This window comes from Aquimarina aquimarini (assembly GCF_900299535.1).
In the GTDB taxonomy this organism is placed as follows: Bacteria; Bacteroidota; Bacteroidia; order Flavobacteriales; family Flavobacteriaceae; genus Aquimarina; species Aquimarina aquimarini.
The window spans coordinates 196349-222099 of record NZ_OMKE01000023.1; the positions used below are offsets into that span (position 1 = coordinate 196349).

At 30.0% G+C, this 25751-nt stretch carries 22 protein-coding genes; 15 read left to right on the forward strand and 7 right to left on the reverse strand.

Going from position 1 to position 25751, the window contains the following annotated elements:
- Positions 1-98: 98 nt before the first annotated feature.
- From DG508_RS12050 to DG508_RS12100, 11 genes are all read left to right on the forward strand, one after another.
- Positions 99-1148 (forward strand): sugar-transfer associated ATP-grasp domain-containing protein, encoded by a 1050-nt coding sequence (locus DG508_RS12050; RefSeq protein ID WP_108868377.1) that lies wholly within the window; start codon positions 99-101, stop codon positions 1146-1148.
- A 27-nt stretch (positions 1149-1175) separates the two neighbouring features.
- Positions 1176-2480, forward strand: a complete 1305-nt coding sequence (locus DG508_RS12055) for a phenylacetate--CoA ligase family protein (protein ID WP_108868378.1) — start codon at positions 1176-1178, stop codon at positions 2478-2480.
- Between the two features lie 18 nt (positions 2481-2498).
- Complete coding sequence (locus DG508_RS12060) at positions 2499-3104, forward strand: sugar transferase (protein ID WP_108868379.1); 606 nt, start codon at positions 2499-2501, stop codon at positions 3102-3104.
- A gap of 15 nt (positions 3105-3119) precedes the next feature.
- On the forward strand, positions 3120-4211 hold the full coding sequence (locus tag DG508_RS12065) for a hypothetical protein (RefSeq protein ID WP_108868380.1): 1092 nt from the start codon (positions 3120-3122) through the stop codon (positions 4209-4211).
- A gap of 9 nt (positions 4212-4220) precedes the next feature.
- Positions 4221-5723 (forward strand): AMP-binding protein, encoded by a 1503-nt coding sequence (locus tag DG508_RS12070; protein ID WP_108868381.1) that lies wholly within the window; start codon positions 4221-4223, stop codon positions 5721-5723.
- Positions 5724-5730: 7 nt separating this feature from the next.
- Positions 5731-5970 carry an acyl carrier protein gene (locus DG508_RS12075; protein ID WP_108868382.1) on the forward strand — a complete coding sequence of 80 codons (240 nt, stop codon included), beginning with the start codon at positions 5731-5733 and terminating at the stop codon, positions 5968-5970.
- A 168-nt stretch (positions 5971-6138) separates the two neighbouring features.
- On the forward strand, positions 6139-6837 hold the full coding sequence (locus DG508_RS12080; RefSeq protein WP_108868383.1) for an acetyltransferase: 699 nt from the start codon (positions 6139-6141) through the stop codon (positions 6835-6837).
- 88 nt (positions 6838-6925) lie between these two features.
- The gene (locus DG508_RS12085; protein ID WP_108868384.1) at positions 6926-7531 is read left to right on the forward strand and encodes a sugar transferase; all 606 of its coding nucleotides are present in this window, start codon (positions 6926-6928) and stop codon (positions 7529-7531) included.
- A gap of 77 nt (positions 7532-7608) precedes the next feature.
- Positions 7609-9852, forward strand: coding sequence for a NeuD/PglB/VioB family sugar acetyltransferase (locus tag DG508_RS21025; RefSeq protein WP_159090806.1), 2244 nt, complete (start codon positions 7609-7611; stop codon positions 9850-9852).
- A 47-nt stretch (positions 9853-9899) separates the two neighbouring features.
- Complete coding sequence (locus DG508_RS12095) at positions 9900-10988, forward strand: GNAT family N-acetyltransferase (RefSeq protein WP_108868385.1); 1089 nt, start codon at positions 9900-9902, stop codon at positions 10986-10988.
- Positions 10985-12145: a GNAT family N-acetyltransferase gene (locus tag DG508_RS12100; RefSeq protein WP_108868386.1), complete on the forward strand. Its 1161-nt coding sequence runs from the start codon at positions 10985-10987 to the stop codon at positions 12143-12145. The genes DG508_RS12095 and DG508_RS12100 overlap by 4 nt, the downstream gene beginning before the upstream one ends.
- Positions 12146-12151: 6 nt before the next feature.
- On the opposite strand, the gene DG508_RS12105 is transcribed toward DG508_RS12100, so the two are convergent.
- Positions 12152-13129 (reverse strand): hypothetical protein, encoded by a 978-nt coding sequence (locus tag DG508_RS12105; RefSeq protein ID WP_108868387.1) that lies wholly within the window; start codon positions 13127-13129, stop codon positions 12152-12154.
- Between the two features lie 18 nt (positions 13130-13147).
- Positions 13148-14599, reverse strand: coding sequence for an MBOAT family O-acyltransferase (locus DG508_RS12110; protein WP_108868388.1), 1452 nt, complete (start codon positions 14597-14599; stop codon positions 13148-13150).
- A 674-nt stretch (positions 14600-15273) separates the two neighbouring features.
- On the opposite strand from DG508_RS12110, the gene DG508_RS12115 reads away from it, so the two are divergent.
- The 4 genes from DG508_RS12115 to DG508_RS12130 all read left to right on the forward strand — a co-directional run bounded on the left by DG508_RS12115 (position 15274) and on the right by DG508_RS12130 (position 21728).
- The gene (locus DG508_RS12115; protein WP_108868389.1) at positions 15274-16407 is read left to right on the forward strand and encodes a DegT/DnrJ/EryC1/StrS family aminotransferase; all 1134 of its coding nucleotides are present in this window, start codon (positions 15274-15276) and stop codon (positions 16405-16407) included.
- Complete coding sequence (locus tag DG508_RS12120) at positions 16404-18329, forward strand: polysaccharide biosynthesis protein (RefSeq protein ID WP_108868390.1); 1926 nt, start codon at positions 16404-16406, stop codon at positions 18327-18329. Before DG508_RS12115 ends, DG508_RS12120 begins: the two co-directional genes overlap by 4 nt.
- A gap of 234 nt (positions 18330-18563) precedes the next feature.
- Entirely contained in the window at positions 18564-19358 is a 795-nt protein-coding gene (locus DG508_RS12125; RefSeq protein WP_108868391.1) for a polysaccharide biosynthesis/export family protein, read from the forward strand.
- A gap of 6 nt (positions 19359-19364) precedes the next feature.
- On the forward strand, positions 19365-21728 hold the full coding sequence (locus DG508_RS12130; protein ID WP_108868392.1) for a GumC family protein: 2364 nt from the start codon (positions 19365-19367) through the stop codon (positions 21726-21728).
- Here DG508_RS12130 and DG508_RS12135 read toward each other — a convergent pair.
- The 5 genes from DG508_RS12135 to DG508_RS12155 form a co-directional block, all read right to left on the reverse strand.
- Positions 21715-22452, reverse strand: a complete 738-nt coding sequence (locus DG508_RS12135; RefSeq protein WP_108868393.1) for a tyrosine-protein phosphatase — start codon at positions 22450-22452, stop codon at positions 21715-21717. The two genes, DG508_RS12130 and DG508_RS12135, sit on opposite strands and share 14 nt — an antisense overlap.
- 172 nt (positions 22453-22624) lie before the next feature.
- Complete coding sequence (locus tag DG508_RS12140; protein ID WP_108868394.1) at positions 22625-23365, reverse strand: head GIN domain-containing protein; 741 nt, start codon at positions 23363-23365, stop codon at positions 22625-22627.
- A gap of 11 nt (positions 23366-23376) precedes the next feature.
- Positions 23377-24468 (reverse strand): DUF4097 family beta strand repeat-containing protein, encoded by a 1092-nt coding sequence (locus DG508_RS12145; protein WP_108868395.1) that lies wholly within the window; start codon positions 24466-24468, stop codon positions 23377-23379.
- Positions 24449-25009, reverse strand: a complete 561-nt coding sequence (locus tag DG508_RS12150; protein WP_108868396.1) for a hypothetical protein — start codon at positions 25007-25009, stop codon at positions 24449-24451. The genes DG508_RS12145 and DG508_RS12150 overlap by 20 nt, the downstream gene beginning before the upstream one ends.
- On the reverse strand, positions 25006-25554 hold the full coding sequence (locus DG508_RS12155) for an RNA polymerase sigma factor (protein WP_108868397.1): 549 nt from the start codon (positions 25552-25554) through the stop codon (positions 25006-25008). The genes DG508_RS12150 and DG508_RS12155 overlap by 4 nt, the downstream gene beginning before the upstream one ends.
- Positions 25555-25751: the final 197 nt, after the last annotated feature.

Sequence of the window (25751 nt, forward strand, 5' to 3'; positions counted from 1 at the left end):
CTGTAGTGTATTGTTGTGTAACTAAGTGTAGAACTAGAGTGAAACAAAAAGAAAATTATGAATTCTATTCAATTTTCTAACCCCATAAAAAGAAGCAGATGAAAACAAAACTACTTTTATTACAAAAAAGATTTTTAGTTTTTTTTAATGATAAAAATAGGAAAGGAATTTTTCAGATCATGAGAGAAGCATTTGTTTTTTGGGTCGTAAAACAAGAGCTTCCTTATTTTTACTTTGGTAAATTTTTATATAGAAAAAATGTTACTAATTATAAAGACTATTTAAGTAGTAAAGAGATAGATAAAGTAACATTGTCCAAGAATTTACACCATTTCCAATACGCTTCTTTACTTCGCAATAAGCTAGCTTTCTCATATTATATGGAACATAATAATATGCCAGTACCTGCTTTACTAAGTCATAATTTAAAAAACAGATTCTTTTTTCAATCAAAGGAGAATATGGTTATGAATAAAGAAGATCTGTTTATGTATTTTAAAAACGTATTCGAGAATACAGGAAAAACAAAAGTATTTGTGAAAGCTATTATAGAAATGGGAGGAACAGGAGCCTATCTTATTACTCAACAAAACTTGAAAAAAGAAATAGATGCGTATGGAGCTTATATACTTAATAATGATTGTATTCATCAAGATGTGATAGAACAACATGAAGTAATCAACAGTATATATAAACATAGCGTAAATACTATTCGGTTTGATACGTATCTTGATAAGCATAATACTACACATGTTTTATCTGCTTTTATGAGATTTGGTAGAGGAGGCAGTGTAATTGATAATGGAAGTTTAGGTGGTTTTTATGTTTCTATTGATTTGGATAAAGGAACATTAATAGGAAAAAGCCATCAGTTAATGAAATATGGTGGAGAACAATTAAGTGCACATCCAGATACTGGCGTTGTCTTTGAGAACTTTAAAATCCCATATTTCGAGGAGTCCATTGCATTAATAAAGCAGGCAGTGTCCTTTATTCCCGACCGAATAATAGGTTGGGATATTGCTATAAGTAACAATGGTCCCGTAATTATTGAAGGTAATGATAATAATTCTTTTGTTACCCCAGATATTGCTTATGGTGGATATCTTAAACACCCTATGTTTAAAGAAATTATGGAAGAAGCTTAATAGTTAGTAGAAGAAGAGATAATACTTATGAAAATACCTGAAATAATAAGAAATAAAGCATTTTGGTACCTTGATGCATTAAAAGGAGGTGAAAAACGTAATCACTACAATGATATTAAGTTTATTCTTGAAAACCCAATATCAAAGACTGCAATAGATATTAAGAATAAAAATTTAAAAAATATTCTAGAGCATGCTGTAAACTCTGTTGGTTATTATAAAAAAAATAAGTCTTATAACTCTATTACAGATTTTCCTGTGGTAAACAAAAATGTAATTAGAGATAATTTTGAACATTTTCAATCTGTAGACTATAAATCTAAGCCTAAATTTTTGGTGAAAACAAGTGGTTCTACAGGAACACCATTCGAAGTATATCAAGACAAAAGAAAGAGAATGAGAAGTATTGCGGATACGATCTTTTTTTCTGAAAAGGTGGGTTTTAAAGTGGGGTATCGACTTACTTATTTTAGATTATGGAATGCATTTGAGAACAAAGGGAAGCTAACCCAATGGTTTCAAAATCTAGTACCTGTTGATGTATTTGAACTAAGTAAAAAAGAAACAATAAAGAGAGTGCTTCATACACTTTCAAGAAGTAAATCTTCCAATAGCTGGTTAGGATATGCCTCTGCTTATGAAGAAATATGTAAATATCTTGATAAAAAACAATCGTTGCCAGTCTCAAATACATTGAAATCAGCAATTGCTATATCAGAACGGCTTAATGATTACACAAAGCAAGCGATGTATACGCATTTTAATATTAAGGTAATATCTAGATATTCTAATGTAGAAAATGGAATCATAGCGCAACAACTACTAGAAGAAGATACTGTATTTAGAATAAATGAGGCTAGTTATTATGTAGAAGTCTTAGAACTTGATACTAATAAAATTGCTGCAGATGGTACACCTGGGCGAATTGTAATTACAGATTTATTTAATTACTGTATGCCTATGCTTAGATATGATACAGGAGATATTGGTATAAAGAATGCGGTCAATTCTCAAATAGTATTATCAACAATAGAAGGAAGAAAAATAGATGTTATTTATGATACAAAAGGAGAAATTATAACGATTAATCTGGTGTTGCTGGTAAATAAATACCCAATGCTAAAACAGTGTCAACTTATTCAGAAATCCGTAGGAAAATATGAACTTAAATTAAATGAAAAAGAAGGATTTATGCGCGAAAAAGAGTTTGTTAGCGAATTTAAAGTGTATTTGGGCGAAGATGCTCTTATTACCGTAAAATATGTTGATGAAATTCCGTTACTTGCATCTGGAAAAAGAAGAGTAATGGTTAATGAAATGATAAATTCATAATAAGTAATACTACGAGTTATGTATAGAATATTTATCAAAAGAAGCTTGGATTTTTGTATATCCCTGATTGTACTTATTTCTATCTTACCAGTGTTTATGGTATTAGTTCTTTTTTTGGCAGTAGCCAATCAAGGAAAACCTTTTTTTGTACAGAGAAGACCTGGTAAAAATGAAAAAATCTTTAGTATCATAAAGTTTAAAACCATGAATGATAAAAAAGATACCAATGGAGATTTGTTACCAGATAAAGATAGAATTACCAAAATAGGAATGTTTGTTAGGAAAACTTCTCTAGATGAGATTCCTCAACTTATTAATGTACTATTAGGGCAGATGTCATTAATTGGTCCAAGACCATTAATAATAGAGTATTTACCTATATATAATAAAGAGCAAAAAAGGAGACACAATGTAAGGCCTGGAATTACTGGGTGGGCACAGATTAATGGAAGAAACTCAATCACATGGAAAAAGAAGTTTGAATATGATGTATGGTATGTAAAGCATTATAACTTCTTATTAGATGCCAAAATTGTAGGGTTAACTCTTAAAAAAGTAATTCAAAAAAAAGATGTAAACCTTTCTGAAGAAGTGACATCAGAATATTTTAATGGTAAAAATTAGCTTTTAGTATAGTAAATGAATGAAAATTTAGAAATAGTAGCTTTAACCAAAAAAATGCTAAGAGAAGGTATTGAGAAGAATACCTATTGGATAGGAGCATTGGCACCATTACCCAAAAGTAAAGCATTATGGCTGATCTCTAACTCAAGAATTGAAGAAGAGGAATACTGTGGTGTTATCGGGTATGCAGATAAAAAAATGATTTCTTTTGTTTTTATGTTTCCAGATCTTCTTAATACTCCAGAAAAAAATAAAGTGTACTGGATGATTTCCTGGTGGGTAGATAAAAAATTCAAAGATACCATCCTAGGAACCTATATATATAATGAGGCTGTAAATCTAACTGGTAAACAGGTTTTGATTAAATCATATGCTGAAAATGTAACTACTTTTTATAAAAAACAACCTTTTACAGTAATAGCATCCAGATTACGACATACCATTTTTTTTAGCCTTGATGCTTCTATGCTTATAGGTAGGTTTAAGTTTTTAAAGTCATTTAAATTTATTTTGGATCGAGTTGATGCTACAGTAGCTTCGGTGATAAGACTTATAAATAGATCAAAAGTCAGAAATAAAACAAAATCATTAACCTACAACTATATGTATCAATTAGATGATATAACATGGGAGTTTGTAGCGCCATTGTGTAAAAATGATTTGATTTACAAGACAAAAGAATATGTAAATTGGCAGATTAACCCCAGTCAATATATGCAGACACCAATTTCTGCTAAGCATCCATATACCTCATTGCAAACAGGAGTAAGTAATAATATATATATTCATAATGTAGCAATTATAAAGGAAAATCAAATTATAGGTTTTTTATCATATATAATTAATTATAATGAATTTAATGTTAAATATTTTTTGGTTAAAGAAGAGGTGCATTACGATACTTGTATAGATGCTTTAATAGAGAATTTTATTCAAAAAAAGGCAAAGTTTATTTTTACCGATGATACTAAGTTGTCTGATGCAATTACAAAGCGGTATACTACAATTTTTACGCATAGAGTAATGAAAAAAGGATTGGCTCATAACGAGACAAATTTGAATTTTGAAAATTCGAACATGTTAAACAGAGATGGGCATTTTTATTAAATAAAAGAGATGAAATTTGTAAGAAAACTACAAGAATCAATTGAGAACCATATAGATCATAATGCATTATGTATAAACAATATATTTTATACATATAAGGATTTTGCTAATGAAATTTCTAAAATAAGAAAAGCAATATCCAATACTATTGAAGATACAGAGAAACTGATTGGGTTGGTAACCAATGATGATATTCAGACCTATGCCACTATCATTGCATTATGGCTTGAAGGCAAAGCGTATGTACCTGTTAATCCATCTACTCCTGTAGAACGTAATATCAGAATTTTAGAGCTTACAGAAGCTAAATATATTATTGATTCTTCAAAAGAATCTGACTACAAAGATTATGTTGTTATAAAATCTTTAGTACTACAGCATACAGAAATCAATTTGAAACCTAAACAGGTATCAGAAGATCAAATAGCTTATATTTTGTTTACATCTGGTACAACAGGACAACCCAAAGGAGTTCCGATTACTTTCTCTAATGTAGAAGCATTAGTTGATGCAGTTGATGCAGAACCAGAATTTAATTTACTACCTACTGATCGATGCTTGCAGATGTTTGAACTTACATTTGATTTTTCTGTAGTCACTTATTTGTTTCCTTTTTTATCAGCTTCTTGTATTTATACCATTCCAAAAGGCGCTATCAAATATTTTTATATTTTCAAGCTTATCAAGGAGCAGAAACTTACTGTGCTTACTATGGTACCTTCTATTATTAATTATTTACGTCCATACTTTCCAGAGATTAATGCTCCAGACGTAAGATATTGTAGTTTTGGAGGAGGGGCCTTGCATAATGATATAGCAAAAGAATGGAGTAACTGTATACCAAACTGTAAAATTTTTAATTACTATGGTCCAACAGAATTTACGGTATATAGTGGTTTTTACCCATACCATAAAGAAACACACCAGAAATCCCATAATGGAATAATTTCAATAGGAACACCACAAAAAGATGCTTTATATCTTGTTGTAGATGAGGATAATAATGAAGTTCCTATAGGGGTGACAGGAGAGTTATGTCTAGGTGGCCCACAAGTTACACCTGGATATTGGAAAAATAAAGAACGAAACGCCCAAAGCTTTTTTGTCAGAAAAGAAAATACTATAGAGCAACGTTATTATAAAACTGGTGATTTGTGTTTTAAAGATAAAGAAGGAGATTACCAATATGTAGGCAGAGCAGATTTTCAGGTAAAAATTAGAGGATATCGAGTAGAGTTAGCAGAAATTGAATTTCATGCCAAATTCATTTCTGATAAAAAAGTGAATATGGTAGCACTTGATATTATAAATTCTTTAGGAAATGCAGAATTAGGTCTAGCAATAGAATCAGAAGAGTTTGATATCAAAGAAATATTTGAATATATGAAAACAAAAATGCCAGATTATATGATCCCTATGCACGTGAGATTTATCAAAGAATTCCCGCATAGTATGAATGGTAAAATCGACAGAAAAAAATTAAGAACATATTTTGATATAAAAAATAAATAGACAATAGATGAGCAAAGATGAAATTTTATCAAAAGTAAAGGAAGCTTTTGTATCGGTATTAGAACATGATAATTTTCAACTTACCGATGAAACCACTGCCGATGATGTTGATGGTTGGGAGTCTGTTACCCATATGATGATCATTTCTGAAGTAGAAAAAATATTTAATATTAAATTTAAATTGATGGATCTCATGAATATGAATAATGTAGGGGATTTAATCAAAACCATAGAATCTGAATTGTGATTGATATAAGGGAATTATCATAGATTTAGATATTACAAACTATAGATTAGTGTTTAATATGCTAGTTTTTAGTATTTTAGGGAGAAAAAGGAAAAGTTGGATAAAATCATTAGAAGCTACATTTGATTTGTGAAAAATAGGCTTACTATTGATTTGTAAGAAATAAACATGGAAAAAATCCTCATTATTGGAGCTTCTGGTCATGCCAAAGTAATCATAGAAACTATAGAATTGAATGATAATTATGAGATTCATGGTCTTATTGATACGTTCAAACCAAAAGGAAGTAAATTACTGAGATATGAAGTTCTAGGAAAAGAAGAAGACATTCTTAGCTTAATGAAGCAAGGTGTAAGAAAAGGAGTTATTGCAATTGGTGATAATTGGGTACGATACCAAATGTATTTAAAAATAAAAGCAATAGCTCCCGATTTTGAGTTTATTACTGTAATTCATCCATCAGTGGTTATTAGCCCAAGTGTTATGATGGGAGAAGGAACGGTAGTGCTAGCTTCTGTAACAATTAATGCAGAAGCGCAAGTAGGAGATTTTTGTATTTTGAATACAGGGGTTAATCTTGGTCATGATAGTATTATGAAAGAATTTTCTAGTCTTGCTCCTGGAGCTACTATAGGTGGTAATGTATATATAGGAAAAGGAACAGCGATATCATTAGGCGCTAATATAATACAAGGAATCATGATTGGAGAATATAGTGTAGTAGGAGCAGGTTCAGTTATTGTCAATAATATAAATGATTATAAATTGGCCTATGGAGTTCCTGCAAGAGAAATAAGAACAGTAAAAAAAGGAGAACGTTATTTATCTGGTCTTTGGGGAAGAGATAAAAATAAAAATAATGAATAGTACAGGCTATTCCTTCTTATTGTTAAAATAAAAACACATTTAAGTCAAAATACTTTTATAAACATAAAAATAACCCGAATTAAAGCATATGTACAACCCCTATATAAAAAGGATGTTAGATTTTGTACTTTCATTCTTTGGTATCACATTGTTATTACCAGTCATACTAACACTAATTTTAGTGTTGGTAATTGTAAATAAAGGAGAACCTTTTTTCTTTCAATTAAGACCTGGAAAAAATGGTGAACTTTTTAAAATTATTAAGTTCAAAACAATGTCAGACCTGAAATCTGGAGATAAAAATAATGAGCATAATGTATCCCGTATTACCAAAGCAGGAGCATTTATTAGAAAATATTCATTAGATGAAATATTACAGCTTATTAATGTTTTAAAAGGCGATATGAGTTTAATTGGTCCAAGACCTCTTTTGGTTGAATATTTACCCTTGTATAATGAGGAACAACAAAAAAGACATGATGTAAGGCCAGGAATAACAGGATGGGCTCAGGTAAAAGGTAGAAATACAATATCTTGGAGTCAAAAATTTGAATACGATGTTTGGTATGTAAAGAATCTAAATCTTATCTTAGATGTTAAAATTTTATTATTAACAATCAAGAAAGTAATTAAGAAAGAAGGAGTTAATGTAGATAAAAATATAACCATGACTGCTTGGAAAGGAAATAACTAAATAATATAATAAACCGATATACCCCACCTATATAAGTACCTATTAACACACGAAAACAAATCAACTTAAATATAGTAATGAGAAATTTAAAAAAAGAAGAATCCAAAAAAATAAGGATTTATGGAGCGGGGGGGCATTCTCAAGTCATCAGAGAAGTGTTAGAAAATAATGGATATGAGGTTACACATACTTTTGATGATAAACCTTCAGGAAGACATTATGCTTCAAAAAATGTAGCTTCTGGAGCTAGAGAAAATATAGATGAATTCCCGCATCAAGGGCCACCAGTCATTATTGCAGTAGGAGTAAATTCACAAAGAGCAGAGATAGCAAATTTCCTTAAAAGTGATTTTGAAACAGCAATTCACGAATCAACCACTATAGCACCTACAGCAAGAATAGGAGAAGGTACAGTTGTTTTTGCTGGAGCAATTATCCAACCTAATACAGTTATAGGTAAACACGTTATTATAAATACAGCAGCCAGCATAGATCATGATAATATTATAGGAGATTATGCACATATCTCACCAAAAGCAGCACTGTGTGGGCATGTAGAAGTAGGAGAAGGGTCACATGTTGGTGTAGGAGCAGTAGTGATACCAAAGATAAAAATAGGCAAATGGTGCACCATAGGAGCAGGAACAGTAGTGTTAAAAGATGTTCCAGATTATTCAACCGTTGTTGGTAACCCTGGTAAAGTGATAAAAACAAAGAACAATAATGGTGAAGGAGAAAACCCTAATAGATCATTCAACCTTACTTTTATAGGTTCTGGAATATCCTCTTCATTTACAATATTGCATTTTCTTGATTCAATAGATCAGTATCAGACAACAAGAAAAATTCATATTGGTATCATTGATAAATACAAAGAATTTTATTCAGGAATTCCATACGGATCTAGATCAGGGTTTTCTGTACACTTAATAACTTCATTAAAAAACTTTTTGCCAGAACCAGAACGTAGCAAGTTTATAACATGGTTGAATAACAATAAAAATTGGCTATTAGATGAATTAAAAAAAGATGGAGGAATTTTAGCCGTAGATTGGATTGATAAGCATTCAGAGAAAATAAAGAATAATGAATGGGAACACCTTTTTATTCCTCGTCGTTTTTTTGGTTGGTATATCGGTGAGAAAGTAAAAAATAAGCTAGATGAGTTTAAAATAAAAGGATTGATTGAAGTTGATTATATTAATACAGAAGTAGTTGATATAGAAAAAGTAGAAGATAAATATAAACTTCTGCTAAATAATAAGAATTCAATAGTGTCAGAGAAAGTTATTCTTTCCATAGGTTCCTTACCAGTCAATCCTCTTTGGAAAAAAGAAACTCTAATAAAAGAAGATAATTTATTATTTATAAATAATCCTTATAAACCTGAATTAAAAACAGTTTTAAAAACAATAGATAACTTTATTGTACACAATAAATTAGAAAAAAAGTTAAATGTTTTAATTGTTGGAGCAAATGCAAGTGGCCTTGAATTGTTATATAAATTGAATGATATTGAGGAAATTAAAACAAAAATAAATAAATTTACAATTCTTTCTACCCAAGGATTATTACCTGATGCCGTGATTGATGAAGAAGGTAGAAAAAAGTATACCCCATTTAATTTACAAGCATTAGCTACAGAAAGTAATATAACAGCAAAAGATATTGCAGAAGCTGCGTTCAAAGATTTAGATTATGCAGATGAAATAGAGTTGGGACCAGCATCTACTGTTGATATTATATCCAGTGCTTTTGGTGTTTTGTTAGATACACTTACTCAAGAAGAATTGAAAAAATTTGCATGCATATATGGTAATGAAATCGGTAGGAGGCAACGATGTGCTGGTTTTCATTATTCTAAAACAGTAGACACTCTCAAAGTAGATAATCGTTTTAATCATATTGCTGGAAGGTTTCATACTATTCATAAAACTTCTACAGAAGAATATACGCTGGAATATCTGGATACAGAAACAGGAGAAAATAAAATAAATGAACAGCCAATACACATTGTGATCAATTGTATTGGAAGTACAAATCTAGAAAAGAAAGAAACTCCTGAATTATTGAGAAATTTGATGCAAAAAGGGTATTGCAAACCCAATGATTCAAAGATAGGTTTCGAGGTAAATGATTCTTTAGAAGCAAGTAAAAATTTACATATTATGGGGCCATTACTTGCTGGAAATGTATTTGAAGGCAAAGCAGTATGGCATGTAGAACATTGTGGTAGAATAATATGGTTGTCTCAAGTATTATCTCAAAAAATTAAAGAATACTTTTTTAAAAACAAAGAATTGAAAAAACGTCCCATATAGTATAGAATACACAAAAACTAATATAACCTAACCAAACTTTATTACAATTGAAACAAAACTACAAACTCTCAATAAATAATCTTACTAATAATGAGGATGTCTTAGAATACAAAAAACTTCTTCGGTGTAAATGGGATAATAATGTATATTATTCTGTTGAGCATTTACTGCATTTTAAAAAAGATACAGAAAAAATTATGTGTTTTTTATTTAAAAAAGATGAAACAGCTATTGTATTAATGCCTGTTATCTTTAGAGAAATAAAATTCAAAAATAAAAGTTATCCTTATTATGATGTGATAAGTCCTTATGGGTATAGTGGACCATTATTCTGTGACACTGTATCAGAAGAGGATATTACTTGTTTTTGGAAAAGTGTAGACCGATGGTATAAAGAGAATAATGTAATAGCAGAGTTTATTCGTTTTAGTTTAAACGATAACCATAAACATTATTCTGGGTACCTTACTAAATCGCTTTCTAATGTAAGAGGGACTCTTTTAGAAACTTTTGAGGGCCAATGGGCAGCCTTTTTACCCAAAGTAAGAAACAATTACAGGAAAGCTGTAAATCATAATTTAACTTTCAAAATATTTCATAAAGAAGAAATAACAAAAGATATTATTGAAATTTTTAATGATATCTATGTAGATACAATGAATCGTAATAAAGCAGATCGTATTTATTTCTTCTCAGGCGCATATTTTGAAAATCTTATATTATCTAATCTTGATAATTTTTCCATTGCTATAGCCTATTATAAAAACATTCCTGTTTCTATAGAATTAATTATACGATGTAAAACTACTTTATTTGCGTTTTTAGGAGGTACTAATGCAGAGTATTTTAGTTACAGACCAAATGATTTTTTACGTGTAAAAATTATTGAATGGGCAATTCAAAATAAAATAAAATATTATGTATTAGGTGGTGGAATGAAGGATGGAGATGGCCTTTATAAACATAAAAAATCACTATTTCCCAAAGATGAAGATGCTATTTTTTATACAGGTAGAAAAATAATAAATGAAGAAGCGTATGATGAATTGTGTATGTCTAATAATAAAGACTATTCAGAAGAACATAAAAAAAACCTGAAAGATTATTTTTTTCCTTTTTATAGAGTAAAAATATGAAGAAAGTTCGTGTAGATTACTTTTTTGAATTGTATGAAAAAGGAAAAATACCTAAGGTATTCTCTGAAGTAAATGATTTAGATGAAAAAACAATAGTCAATACAGATTATAATAAAGATCAAATAGAGTATTCTAAAACAGTATACTCAGTGTTTTTTGTTATGGATTATCTAAAACCAACATTTGATACAAACCTATATTCCAAAAAAACAATACGTCAGTTTTTTAAAGGATATACAATATCTCTAGATAACTTTGATTCAGCAGATGCTTATGTAAAATATCGTTTTAGAAGCAATGCCAAAGGAATAAGGAGAAGAATCAAACGATTAGAAACGTGTTTTGATATATCTTATAAGACATATTTTGGGGCTATAAAACAAGAAGAATATGATATCTTGATGAATGAACTGAAAGCAATGCTAATTAGAAGGTTTGAGCAACGTAATGATATTAGTCAGAGTCTTTTGCGTTGGGATTATTATAAAAACCTCTATTTTTCTTTAATCAATCAAAAAAAAGCTTCTTTGTTTGTCATTTATAGTAATGATACTCCTATTATGATATCATTGAATCATCATTTTTACGAACGCCTTTTTAGTGCTATATCTTCTTATGATATCGATTATGGTAAATTTAGTTTAGGAAGTGTAGAGATTTATAAAAAATTAGAATGGTGTATTGCAAATAATCACAGATCATATGAGATGGGAATGGGAGATTTGTCATATAAACGAGAGTGGTGTAATCATATTTATAATTTTGAACATCAAATTATCTATCCAAAAAAATCAATTAGAGCATATATTTATATGTTGATGGAATATATAAAAGTTAACTTCAAAGAATTTGTTTTTAAAATAGCGTATGTAAAATATAAAGAGTTTAAAGCAAAACGAAAAAAGAAGCTTAATTTTTCTGTACCTCAATATGAATCTTTGCCTATTGAAGAAGCAATACGTGGTAATGAAAATTATAAAGAAATAGATTATAACACTGAGGAGTTTATTTACCTTCGAAAAAAAGTATTTGATTTTTTATACTCAGGAATAGAGCATGTATCAGATGTAAAAGTGCTAAAAAAATCTAAAAAAGAACTTAAGGAATCATACTTGATAATAGGAAAAACCAAAATGCAACAAGTGATTGAAGTATAGTGTTTTTTAGTTATTTATTTGTGATATACCTATACTTTTTAAATAATCAATGATTAATTGTGCGATGATTTCTCGCCCATGATTATTCCAGTGTCGGTCATAAATTAAAGTTTTAGGGTGATTTGAACTTGAAAAAGAAGAAGCAAAATCTATAAAAGAAATCTTATTTTTTCTAAGATAGGATATAAAAACTGGAGGAGTAATTCTTGAATCCAAAAGTAAAGTAAATCGATTTTTGTCAAAACCATATTTAGCAATTAAATGTTCAAAATTTTCTAAGTATTTTTTTTCTTTTCCCTCTTTTCTTTTTAAAGCAGAAAGAGAATCAACTACAGCTTTTTTTGAATTAGATTTTAAAAAGCTTTTTATAGTATATAAAAGTTCTTGAGGAGGATCTAATATCCCAATGTTTTTACAATAGACAAGTAGTTTGCTTTTCTTCAAGGTTTTATTTGTAGGAGACTCTAATGCAAGTCTTCCTTTAACCACTTTGTACTCGTCACGAGTCAGGTCGTTTGAAAACTTTATTCCCAAAATCACATGATCAATCGCATCAAATTGATTTGAATATGAATGAATCAAATGTAATTGATCAGCAAAATCATACCCAGCGTACCCATATTCATAGACTTCAATTTTAGGAAGAGATTTCTCTATTTTTTTACCAATAGAATTATAATAATTTTGGTGAAAACCTTCAATAAAAGAATCCCCAACGAGAGCGATTTCAACCTTATCTTTGGTAGGAGTGAATTCTCTATATGAGTTATAACCAGAAGCATTAATGTGATACTCAGAAAAATTTTGACGCCTGTTCCCAGTAACCGAAAATCCATTTTGATTAGGTTGCCATTTTTCTACTTTATATTCGTCGAGAAAACGGGTAGGAGTATCTTTTGCCAAATAAAAAATACGAGTTAACCCTTCAAGAGTAAAGAGAATTAATACCGTGTAAATAATACTTTTAATAATAAGCTTTTTCATTTAGAGTATTTTTAGAATTTAAAACTGAAAATAAATAAATGATCTATCGATTTGATCGTCATAAAACAATAGCATTCCAAAAACTATAATCACATACATTGCAAACCGTACAGCCTTAGACTTGAATTTAAAGGGAGAACGTTCATCCCTTCTGATTCTATATTCATATAAAATAAAAAGACCTAGTAATACAAAGTAATCTATCATTCGATATCCCATAGGATGATGATAACTTTCATAAGAAAAATGAGTATAGATTTGTTTGATAAACCCAAAAGCATCTGTAATAGAGGGTGATCTAAAAAAGATACGAGAAAATGTGACAAGAGAAAATGTAAGTAGTATTTGTGCTATCTCAGTTAAATTTGGGTACCATCTATTTTGAGCAACAACAGTATTCATATAAATACGGTTTCTACCCATAAGAAAAACTGGTATATATAATATAGCATGAAAAGCTCCCCATGCAATGAAAGTCCAATTAGCACCATGCCAAAAGCCACTTATTAAAAAAATGATAACAATATTTCTTACAGATGTCAACTTGCTTACTCTACTTCCTCCCAAAGGGATGTACACATAATGTCTAAACCATGTAGATAAAGATATATGCCACCGTTGCCAGTATTCAGCAACATTTCTAGAAAATGTAGGGAACTTAAAATTAGACATCAGCTCTATTCCAAATAATTTTGCGGTTCCTATAGCAATATCAGAGTATCCACTAAAATCACCATATACCTGAAAACTAAAAAGTGACACTCCAAGAATCAAGGTAGAAGCTGAATAATCATTGTAATTCAAAAAAATATCATCTACAATAGGAGCTATAGAGTCTGCAATCACGACTTTTTTAAATAATCCCCAAAGTATAAGTTTTAATCCTTCTGTACATTGAGTATACTTAAAAACTCTTTTGGATGTGATCTGTGATAAAAGATTAGAAGCACGCTCAATAGGGCCAGCAACTAGCTGGGGGAAAAAGCTAACAAATGTCGCAAATGAGATAAAATCTTTTGTGGGAGTCAGCCGTTTATAGTAAATATCTAATGAATAAGACATGGTCTGAAAAGTATAAAAACTAATTCCTACGGGAAGAATAATTTGTAAAGTCCATGTGCTTTTTGGATCATAACCAAACAAATACATAAAATCTACCCAAGAAGAAATAAAGAAATTGTAGTACTTAAAATATCCAAGGAGCCCAATATTAAATAGAACACTTATCCATAACCAGGTTTTTCTTTTTGTAGTAGAGTCACTGGCATGAATAAACTGCCCCACAAAAAAATCAACAATAGTACTAGCTAGAATAAGAAACAAAAACCGCCAATCCCATAAGCCATAGAAAACATAACTAGCAATAAGAACAAAAAAGTTCTGAAGCTGATTTTTTTTTGAAAAAACAAGCCAATAGAGTATAAAAACTAAAGGTAGAAAAATAAAAAAACTCAAAGAATTAAATAACATTGCGATCAATTTGTAATTACAAATTTGGGGAAAGATAAAACAACACCTTTTTTTAATAAACTGGTATTGCTTTTGATATGTAAGATTGTGGATTAAATTCTATAAAACAAAATTTTATTTAATTATTTTTTTTAGTATATAGATAATTAGAAAGAGGTGTAAAATAATAGTATCAGATCAGAAGGGGAGAATCCCCCTGTTATAAATAGGTGTTCTACCCACATATGTAACCAATTATAGCTGTATTATTGTAGTGTGTAGAATAGTTTACATAAAAGTAATATAAAATGCATTTTTTGATTACATCGTTTACTTAGATTTGAATAGAAAAAAAAGTGTTTTATCTTCATAATGAAGAGTTTAATGGTGTGTTGTTATAATATTTTTCTTACGAGAATACAGTATTGTAAGACAGAATGTAGGTAAACAACCGTCATTTGACGTTTTTTTTGCGTATTCTGTCTAAAAAATGAAATTTTAGAATGATAATTAAAGAAACTAAGCTAATTTAGCAATTGGAAAACAAATAATAAAGTAAATTCTAGGAAAGGAAGTTCTACCCCCCTTCTTCCAAAAGTTTTTTAGATTGTCATTTAAAAAAAACATCGACTGATGATTGTGTTTTATAATCGTTGGTAGATAGTATATTATTGTTCATTATTAATGGGAAGATTATGAATATAATTGATTCAAAAAGAATATGGCTTTCTTCACCGCATATGGGTGGATCAGAGCAAAAATTTGTAAAAGAAGCATTCGACACAAATTGGGTTGCACCACTTGGGCCAAATGTAAATGGATTCGAGGATGATCTCGAAAACTATTTACAAAATGATACTTATGCCGCAGCGTTAAGTTCAGGAACAGCTTCTTTACATTTAGGGCTAAAACTTCTAGGAGTTACATCTGGTGATGAGGTGATATGCCAAAGTATGACGTTTGCAGCCTCTGCAAATCCAATCGTATATCTTGATGCCAAACCTGTATTTGTAGATAGTGAAAGTGCAACATGGAATATCTGTCCAGAACAACTTGAAATAGCTATAAAAGATAGAATTGCTAAGGGAAAAAAGCCTAAAGCAATTATAGCTGTTCATTTATATGGAATGCCATATGATGTAGATAAAGTTCATCAAATCGCTTCAAAATACAAAATCCCTGTTTTAGAAGATAGTGCAGAAGCATTAGGAAGCTCTTATCAAGGAGTTAAATGTGGAACTTTTGGGGATATTGCTATTCTATCATTTAATGGTAATAAGATTATTACTACATCAGGAGGAGGAGCACTTGTTACAAAAAGAAAGGAAGATAAAGATAAAGCAATTTTCTGGGCAACTCAAGCCAGAGATAATGCACCACACTATGAACATTCTGAAATAGGATATAATTACAGAATGAGCAATATTACTGCTGGAATAGGAAGAGGCCAGATGGAGATTCTGGATGCTCATGTAAATAACAGACGTAGTAATTTTGAGTATTATAAAAACAACCTAACGGATTCTTCTGAATTAAAATTTCTGGAAGAACCTGCGGGGTATTATTCTAATAGATGGTTAACCTGTATAGAAACCAGCTCTTATGAGTTGAGAGAAGAGATACGGTTGGCTCTAGCAGAAGAGAATATAGAATCAAGACCGTTATGGAAGCCCATGCATCAACAAACTGTATTTGCAGATTGTAATGCTTACCTCAATGGAATTTCTGATGATCTATTTGATCGTGGCCTTTGCTTACCTAGCGGGTCTAATCTTGAAGAAGATGATTTATATAGAATTGTATCAGTAATTAAAAATATATTGAGATGATAAAAAACTACTTAATAAATAATTCACACATATATGCATCCAAGTGGCTAGTATTGTCAATAGATGTGTTAATAACGATTTTTAATTTCTTTTTGGCATATGCAATTAGATTTGGGATTACACTAGATGTTAATACAGCAAATCTAACCTATCAAATAGCTATGATGGCATGTTTAGCTACGATGAGTTTTTTATTTGTTGGTTCGCATAAAGGAGTAGTCAGGCATACAGGAATGAGAGATGCATATAATTTATTTCTGGCAGTAACAGTATTGATTGCGTTTACAGGTTTAGGCAAATTATTTCTTATGCCAGAATTATTTGATATGCCTGTTTCTGTAGTATGTATACATTATTTACTTAATATCGTAACATTAATCACAAGTCGTTTAGTGTTTAAGTATTGTTATTACTATATAAAATCAAAAATAGGAGAAACCTCAAGAGCTCTTATTTATGGAGCAGGAGACTCAGGATTGATTACTCAAGCAGCGATAGCCAATGATTCAAATAGATCTATAAATGTAGTGGGTTTTATAGAAGATAATCAACAAAAGATTGGAAAAACAATCAATGGTGTAAAAGTTTATTCATCGAGTGTGATTGATCAAGATTTTATTGCAAAAAATAATATCAAAGAGATTATAGTATCTATACCGCATATAAGCAAAAAGAGACTATCAGAGATATCCGATAATCTTTTAGGCTTACAGGTGACAGTAAAAATAATACCAGCAGTAAATGATTGGATAGACGGAAAATTAAATGTCTCTCAAATTAAAGAAATCCAGATAGAAGATCTATTAGAAAGAGCTCCTATCTCTATGAAAAATGAAAATATTAAGCAAGAATTACATGGTAAAGTAATTCTTATTACAGGAGCAGCTGGATCTATAGGAAGTGAAATTGTTAGGCAGGCTTCATATTATAATTACAAACGCCTTATTTTGGTAGATCAGGCAGAATCCCCTTTGTATGATTTACAACAAGAACTTCTAAGCAAAGGGATAACTAATTTTACTCCAATTGTAGCTGATATACGAGATCATCATAGAATAGAAAGTATATTTGAAAAGCATCGACCTAATATGGTGTTTCATGCAGCTGCTTACAAGCATGTACCACTCATGGAAAAAAATCCATGCGAGGCTATAAAAATTAATGTTTTAGGAACAAGAAAATTAGCAGATTTGTCATCAGATTTTGGAGTAGATAAGTTTGTATTTGTATCAACAGATAAAGCTGTCAACCCAACAAATGTAATGGGCGCTACCAAAAGAGCAGCAGAGATGTACATAAAATGTATTAATGCAACAAGTAAAACTAAATTCATTACTACCAGGTTTGGAAATGTATTAGGGTCTAATGGGTCTGTTATTCCATTATTCAAAAAGCAAATTCAAAAAGGAGGACCCCTAACAGTTACACATAGAGATGTAACTCGTTTCTTTATGACAATACCAGAAGCCTCTCAATTGGTTATAGAAGCTGGAACCATGGGTAATGGAGGAGAGATATTTATTTTTGATATGGGAGAATCGGTTAAGATTTTTGATCTGGCTAAGAAAATGATACGACTTTCTGGACTTAGATATCCTGAAGATATCGATATACAGATTTCAGGTCTTAGACCAGGTGAAAAATTGTATGAAGAACTTCTTGCTGATACAGAAAATACATTACCAACATATCATAAAAAAATAATGATAAGTAGGTTTGATGATACTGATTGTATGATAATAAAAGATAAGATAGATGATTTATCTATAATGAATCTTCTTAATCAGGATCATCAAGTTGTAGGAAAATTAAAAGAAATAGTACCAGAGTTTATTTCTAAAAACTCTACTTTTGAAAGTATTGATAAAATAAACAAAGAAAATATTAAAAAGAGCTCAGAGGTTCTTGTAAGTATCAAGTAATAAAAAATATAGAATTTGTAAATACACACTCATTCTAAAAAAAATATTTTTTTAGAAAATAAATCAAATCTATCTATAATCTTTATAGGTAGATTTGATTTGTTAAAATCGATACATTTATTTTAAATTATTAAAGAAATCAGTTATAACAGAGATAGAGGGAAATGTTATTGCTGAATTAAATAAAGTTATATTTTTGTAATTAGTTATTAGGGGTTATCAAAAAAATTAAATATGCATTGTAGATTATTGTTTTTAGTACTTATATTAATTTCAACTTTTTCTTGTAAAGCACCCAAAAATGTGATCTATTTTCAAGATTCTACAAATCTAGAAAAGGTCATTTCAGCAAGTTCATTCACTTCTGTTTTTAAAATAGATGATATAGTAGGTATTCAAGTTTCTGCAGAGGAAATGGATGCAGCAAGGCCATTTAATATGCAAGGTTCTGGATCATCTATAAGTAGCTCTTTAGGAGAATCTGGTGGTGGAAATACTAGTACTTCAGGAGGAGGAGAACCTACCTATTTAATTGATGAAAATGGTATTATAGATTTTCCTGTTCTGGGACAATTAAAAATAGCAGGCCTAACCAGAGTTCAGGTAAAAGACATGATTAAAGAGAAATTAAAAATATATATAAATAACCCTATAGTAAGTGTACGATTGAAAAATTTCAAGATTACAGTAATGGGAGAGGTAGCAAAACCTGGCTCTTATACTATACCAAATGAAAGAATTACAATTGTTGAAGCCATTGGTATGGCAGGTGATATGACGATCAAAGGAAGGAGAGAGAATGTAATGGTTATTAGAGAGAATAATGGAACGAATACCTATCATCGCGTAGACCTTACTTCGAAGTCAATTTTTGACTCTCCTGTATATTATTTGGCACAAAATGATGTGCTATATGTTGAGCCAAATGAATCCAGAATAAAAGAATCCAAAACGAATAGTAATGCTCTAAGTATTGTTATAAGTGTTATAGGTGTTGTTTTATCTGTAATTACACTTATTGTAAGATAAAAGAATATGATTTCTAATAACAGTAACAACAACGTGGTAAATAATACAACATTAGATTCTTCAGGGTTTAGTTTTAATCTTAGAGATCAGATAATTAGATATCTAAAGAAGTGGTATTGGTTTGCGCTAAGTGTATTTGTATTTGTTACTTTGGCGTATGTAAAAATAAGATACACAATACCGCAATACAATGTATCTTCTACTATTGTGATTTCTCAAGACCAGAACTTGAGTGAATCAGAATTATCTGCATTCAAAGATCTTGGCTTATTAGACGATAACCAAAGTAGTATTGAAAATGAAATTCAAATAGTGAAATCAAGAACATTGTTGACAAATGTAGTTAACAATCTAAAACTTAATGTTCGATATTTTAGTGAAGGAAGAATTCTCGAAGTAGAAAACTATCCTAAATCTTTGATTGAAATTAGCTTTTTGTCACCAGACTCTATAGTGCATACAAAATCCAAAGTTTTTAATGCTAGGATAAATTCGGGAACTTCGTTTTCTTTTGTAAATGCAGATGGAGAAAAATTGAGTGATCATTTATTTGGTAATACGATTAATACTAGTATTGGTGATATAATCATTACTCCTAGTGTAGATAAAATGGAAGCCAATGTTGGTAAGATTATCAAAATTGTAATAAGTCCAGTAAAATTGATAGCAGAATCCTATAGAACAAGATTATCAATTGTACCAGTCAAAAATTCTTCTATTATAAGGATTTCTTTAAATGACCCAGTAAAAGCTAAGGCAAAAGATATTATAAATAATCTGGTAGAAGAGTATAACAAAGCAACTATAGAAAATAAAAAACAAACCTCTGCAAGAACGGCAGATTTTATAAACAATCGCTTAGATCTTATTTCAGGAGATTTAACCCAAGTAGACGATCAGGCAGCAAGTTATTTGTCTCAAAGAGGATTAACAAGTGGCGATGTAGGAGGACAAGCTCAGCAAATCTCACAGTTAGATTCACAAAATTCTCAAGAAATAGCAAAATTAAATACACAGCTTCATTTTATTGAATCTATGAGGAATTTTGTGTTAAGTCAAGAAGGTAAATTTGATCTTGTACCCCAATCAAATTCAGGATTTAGCGACCCTACTGTTTCAGCAACAGTCTCAAAATATAATCGATTAATTTTACAACGACAGCGCTTATTAAAGGTCTCTAGTGTACAAAATCCAGTAGTTGTTAATATAGATCAACAAATAGGAGGATTAAGACAGGTGTTGATTAATAGTTTAAATAGTGTGAAAAGCTCAATGAAAGTACAGTTGAGAAGTCTAAATACACAGAATCAGTATTTTGGAGGTCAAATATATAGTGCTCCAATACGACAAAAAGATATTAGAGCAATAGAGCGAGAGCAAACAATAAAAGAACAATTATATCTATATTTATTACAAAAAAGAGAAGAAGCAGAGATAAAAAGTCATATTACACCAGCCAATGCAAGAGTTCTTGATAGAGCATCTACTATTGGAGCATACCCTGTATCTCCTAATAAAAGGACAATATATGCGAGTGCTCTTTTTCTTGGATTGATGTTACCATTCATTATCCTTTATACTTCTGATTTGCTAAATGTAAAGGTAAGATCCAGAGATGATCTTGAAAAAGTGCTTTCTATGCCAATCATAGGTGAAATACCAAAAGTGAAGTCTAAAAATAAGTTATTGATTTCAAAGAACGATAGATCAGGAATTGCAGAAGCATTTAGAATATTAAGAACCAATCTTGATTTCCTGATGGCAGGAATTAGTAAAAATAGAGGAAAGGTTATTTTTGTTACTTCAACTATTTCTGGGGAAGGTAAAACATTGATATCTTCTAATCTGTCTAAGACACTTGCTATCTCAGGTAAAAAAGTAGCATATTTAGGAACAGACTTACGAAATCCTAAACTTCATAACTTTTTTGATTTGCCTAATGGAAAAAATGCTAAAGGGCTTACCAATTATATTATGAATAAAGAATTAAAACCTGATGATATTATATATAAAATAGAAGATTCATTAGATATCATTCCTTCAGGTGCGATACCCCCTAATCCAGCAGAGTTACTTATGCAAGAAAGAGTTGGAAAAATGTTTGATTATCTAGAAGAACATTATGATTATATTGTTGTAGATACAGCGCCAGTTACTTTGGTTACAGATACTTTGTTGTTAGCAAAATACGGTGATTTAAGTATTTATATTGTTAGAGAAAACTATTCAGATAAGAGAGTGTTACAAGTTCCTGAGAATTTTTATAGAGAAAAACGTTTACCTAATATAGCTGTTTTACTTAATGCAGTAGATAATCAAGGGTCTTATAATTATGGGTATGGCTACGGTAAAAAATCTAAGAAAAAATAGCATTTTTCTTCATTAAATCTGTAATCTTTTTACCAATTTTAGGTTTAAAACCTTTTTCTAAGATGTATAATTGATGGTAATTGTGAATATCTGTACCAGTAAAATCTATATAGCCAAGAGTAACTAGTTTTTTAGCAAAAGATTTGATTTGATCACTATAGTATCCAGATAGGGATAATAAATTAAGTTGAAATAAGAAACCTAGCTCTTTTAATTCATCATACTTTTTAAGATCATTTTTATAAAAAGAATATCTCTCAGGATGCGCTAGTATAGGGGTATATCCAGCTAGTTTAATCTCAAATACAATTTCGTTTAAATTAATAGGAGGAGCAAAAGTGGACATTTCTACCAGAATATAATCCTTGTATAAAGGGAGAATATCATTGTTTTTTAAGCGCTCATAGAATAAATCATCCATCATATATTCAGCCCCTGTTTGTAATTCTATCTTTGTTATGCCAAGAGGTATAATCACTTGTTTAAGTTTTTTTATTGTATCGAGTATCCCTTGAGATGTATTGGGCCACATATCTTGCATGATATGAGGCGTTGTAATCACTTTTTTGAATCCGAATTTTTCAAATTGCTCAAGAATATAAGCAGATTGATATATTGTTTTTACTCCATCATCAATATCAGGTAAGAGGTGAGAGTGAATATCAATATAACCAGTAGGAACAATGTCTTTAAATGGAATTTCTTTTTTTGATAAGAACCGCAATTTGATTTTGTTTTGGGGTGAATGTAAAATCTAAACACATCAATTGCAATACTACCAAAGGCACTTTGCAATAAAGTATATAGTGTAAAAATAGAGATTTATTATTCATAAACAAGCTGCTTAGAGAATCTATATGCTCTAAACAGCTTATTCAGTAGTGGTTATATAAAGGTTATCTTTTTGTAATATCACCAGATCCAGACACTTTTTTATCTTCTTTTTTTGGATTTCCTTTATAAGTTATATCTCCCGATCCCGATACACGAGCTTTTATAGATAAAGAAGCAGTGGCTTCTATATCTCCTGATCCAGATACCATGGCTGTAACACTTTCTGCATTTAGATCATAGGCAGATAAGTCACCTGATCCAGTAACACATCCTTCAAAATTTTGAGTATCCCCTTTTAAAACCAAATCTCCACTTCCTGTAATTTGAGCTGTTACGTTTTTTGCATTTACAGCAAGTAAGATATCACCAGAACCAGATATTTTTGTTGTAAAATCAGAAGTTTTAATTAGATCGGTACCCGATATGTCACCAGACCCGTACATATAAACTCCATTGATATCTTTAAAAGGTACAGTAATCAATAGTTTACTGCCTAGTGAAGGACTTATATTATATCCTTTTTTTATATAAATTTTTAAAACACTATCTTCAATTTCTGTTAGAATATAGGGGATAAGATTACTTTCTCCTTCTATTTTTATCTTACCTTCTGTGCCATAAATCAATGAGATGTCCAGATTTCCTTTTACTTTGATTTTATCATAGTCATTTGTCGTTCTGTTTTTGGTAACATAATCTCTATTACCTTTAATTCTTTTCCCACTTCCAAACCATTGTGCTTGCAATGACGTTGTAACACTCAATACAAAGCCTAAAACAAATAATATTGATTTTATTTTCATAATAATTGATATTAGTTTTTCTTAATCTTTACCCCACCATAACTAGAAGTTATATTGATAGTTTTACCAGTATTGGATTGCCCACTATAGCCTTGATAATTCTTTTTATTATCCTTTACATACTTCTTTTGTAAATTAATGGTTTCATCTAATTTGATACCACCATAAGAGTTTTCTATCATAAAATCAAAATTACAATCATTTTCATATCCAATAGTAATACTTGTGTAATCAGTATTGATCGTTACATTTTCAAAAGAAGGTTGTAGGGCATTAACTCGAATAGAACCATAGTCAGAGTCAATACTTAATCGTTTGTTAATACTTCCAAATTTAGAACTTAGATAATCAGAGTTTCCTGTGATTTCATCACCATTTTCAACTCTAATCCCACCATAATCACAATTGTAATTTAATTTTTTTACAGACTTGAATTTGGACTGAGTATAATCAGCATTAAGATCAATATAGTTACTATTCCCTATTTCAAAATTAGAATAATCAGCATTAATTTTACCATTTCTTATGTATGAGATTGAGCTATTATTAGTATAATCAATATCGATTTTATTAGTATTACCTAATAATTCTCCTATAATAATTTGACCATAATCGCAATTGATAGTAGCATCTCCTTTGATTTTATCCAGGGTAATACTGCCGTAGTTGTTTTCAAGATTCACCTTATTGGTTACAGGAACTTTGATAATATAATTAATTTTCATACTGAGATTGTTATTAGAACCATTAGTCCATTTATCCCACCAAGAACCCTCATTTTTATTGAAAACTGTTTCGGCAGTCACCTTTTGTGAGGAGTGACTAAACTCAACATTTATTGATTTTAATTTTTTAATTACTTTTTCCTCATCATTACCACTTACTTTGATTATGACCTGTATGTTAATCTGGTTTTTCTCCCAAGAAGTAATATCAAGATTCCCATAGTTATTATCTATTTCTAATAAAGCATTAGCATTGACAGAAAATTCTTTTTTCAATGTCTTTTCTTTAGAATATTTTCCTTTTGGTCCTCCGTTATTAGCAAATACCAGTGTGGGAAATACTATCAAAAAGAAGATATTATAGTATAGAGTTTTCATTTTTTGATAATTTAAATTCGTTAATATCGTTGATTTTTTGCAGTACTTCATCTAATAAATTAGCACGTTTCCTAAAATTATTAATCATGGCACTGATCACTCGTTTATCATTTCCGCTATGAAAAAGGTCTTTTTTAAGAGTTTCATAATCGGTTTCCATTTTTTCTAGTTGTTTCATTGCATCTAGAACCAATTCTTTAGTTTCTTGTGATGAAATCTTATCTATTTCTTCTAGCTGCAATTGAATAGCAGAAGTAAAAAAGCTCTGGGTCTCCTGCATTTTAGGAGAAACATTCGCTAAATCTATTTCTTCTTTTTGGTCAGGTATAAATGATATGGTAGCCAAACCAAATAATACGATGATCGAAGCTGCTATCATAAGTGGTTTGTACCAGTTTATTTTTTTGGGTTGAAGCTGTACAACTTTATTTTGTTGTTGTAGTTTTTCCAAAAAATGTACTTTATGATTACCTGACGGTTCATGTATATCTAATTGACCTTCTAGGCGTTCAAATAATTTTTCTATTTCATCTGTTTTCATACAATTTGTAATTTTTTTCGTAAGCTTTCTTTCGCGCGAGAAATAAGCGTACGACAATTAGAATATGATATATTCATAATTTGACAGATCTCTTCATAATCATACCCTTCTATAAGGTGTAATGATAATACGTTGCTATAACTGTCTTTTAGTTGAGTTAGTGTATGAATTATTGTTTTTGCTTTTATAGAGGTCAAATCCTCTTCAACAACTCCGCTATCATCTGTTAGAGTATATTCAACACTTTCAAAAGCAACATCATTATACGTGTCTTTTTTACGAGATACATTTAAGCTGGCATTGATAACGATTCTTTTTAACCAGCCACCAAACATAGTATCATCATCAAGCATTGCTATTTTGGTAAATGCTGCCAAAAAAGCTTCTTGCATAACATCCTCAGCTTCCATAGGATCTTTTACAATTCTCAATGCAGTATTAAACATAGCTTTATAATAACGATTATATATTTCGAGCTGCGCATTTTGATCTTGCTCTCGACATTTAGCTATTAATTGCTCCGTATTTAGTTCAGTTAGTGACAAAAAAATAATTTACTTTTACATTAAAGATATGTATTGCCATACTTTGTTACAGTTTTTTTAATTTTTTTTTAAAAGTTTATGGCATAACAATTGAAATATGTATACTAAAACTGTAAGTAAACTCTTTTTTTTTCAATACTTTATAGAGGGATTGCTTAGTTTTATTAAAAATTAAAAAAGAATGTAGTTTTGTCTCA